The sequence below is a fragment of the Streptomyces sp. NPDC002138 genome, from assembly GCF_040296485.1.
In the GTDB taxonomy this organism is placed as follows: Bacteria; Actinomycetota; Actinomycetes; order Streptomycetales; family Streptomycetaceae; genus Streptomyces.
Genome location: NZ_JBEOXE010000162.1, coordinates 1 through 1,610, shown reverse-complemented (window position 1 = coordinate 1,610; position 1,610 = coordinate 1). Strand labels below are relative to the sequence as shown.

General features: G+C 65.8%; 1 protein-coding gene. It reads right to left on the bottom strand.

The window, feature by feature from the left end; genetic code table 11:
- Positions 1-1,583, bottom strand: a 1,583-nt coding sequence (locus tag ABT084_RS37840; protein WP_351054381.1) for a condensation domain-containing protein, incomplete at its 3' end; no start/stop codon positions are given.
- Positions 1,584-1,610 lie beyond the last annotated feature (27 nt).

Sequence of the window (1,610 nt, the reverse complement as noted above, 5' to 3'; positions counted from 1 at the left end):
GTCACCCACCCACGAATACCAGCCGGCACACCAAACCCGTCGAACTCCTCACCCACGATCACATCCAGATCGAACTTCGCCGACGCATCACCGGCCGAAATCCGCTCCGCTTCCAACCCGTGGAGATCCAGAACCGCCTCTGCATTGTTCTGCAACGTCAGCATCACCTGGAACAGTGCGTGGCGGCCCATCGAACGAACAGGAGCCAGCTCCTCCACCAGACGCTCGAACGGCACGTCCTGATGAGCAAACCCCGAAAGACTCCGCTCCCGCACCCGCCTCAACACCTCACGAAACGTCGGATCACCCGACAGGTCCGTACGCACCACCAACGTATTGATGAAGAACCCGACCAAGTCCTCCAACGCCTCATCCGTACGCCCCGCATTCGGCGAACCGATCGGGATATCCGTACCCGCACCCAGACGGGACAACAGCACCGCAAGCGCCGCCTGCAACACCATGAACACCGTCACACCCTCGGCCCGCGCCACCCCCACCAACCGCGCATGAACCCCAGCCGGAACCTCCACCGGCACACCATGCCCACGATGACCCGCCACCGCCGGCCGCACATGATCGAAAGGCAGCCCCAACTCCTCCGGAGCACCCTCCAGCACCCCGCGCCAATACGCTGCCTGCCTATTGATCAGAGACTGCTGGTCACCCTCGTCACCCAGCACCTCACGCTGCCACAACGCGTAATCGGCGTACTGAACCGCCAGCGGCTCCCATTCAGGAGCACGCCCGGCGCACCGGGCCGCGTAGGCAGCCGACAGGTCCCGCGCCAGCGGCCCCGACGACCAGCCGTCGCTGGCGATGTGGTGCACCAGCACGACCAACACGTGCTCATCGGAACCCTCAGAGAACAGCCAGGCCCGGATCGGAATCTCCGAAACGAGATCGAAGACATGGCCGGCAGCGCCCGCCACCGCGCTGTCAAGGCCCGTCCCGGAAGCCGGCTCTGCCACCGACAGCTGCCACTCCAACTCATCTGCCGCGAGGATGCGCTGATACGGCTCGCCATCGACCGTGGGGAAGACCGTGCGCAGCACCTCATGCCTGCCGATCACATCCCGCAGGGCGGCATCGAGTGCTGGGGCGTCCACCCTGCCGGTCAGCCGCAGGACGACCGGGATGTTGTGCGTAGCGCTGGCGCCCTCCAGCTGGCTGATGAACCACAGCCGGCGCTGGGCGTAGGACAGAGGAATCCGCTCGGGTCGGTCCCACTTCGCAAGTTCCGTGCGGGCCGAATCGGCTCCCCTCAGCCTCTCACCAAGTGCCGTGACGGTCGGCGCCTCGAACAGTTCACGAAGCGGGACCTCCACACCCAGTACGGTCCGGATCCGGCTCACCAGCCGGATGGCGAGCAGTGAGTGACCACCTCTGGCGAAGAAGTCCTCCTCGACACCGATGCTCTCGACGCCCAGAACCTCGGCGAAGACCGCGCAAAGGATCTCCTCCTGGACGTTGGCCGGACGTCGGCCCGCGCTGTTGCCGCCCATGGCAGGCATTTCCGGGGCGGGCAGGGCCTTGCGGTCCAGCTTCCCGTTCACCGACAGCGGCAGCGTCTCCAGCACCACCACAGCCGACGGAACCATATACGCCGG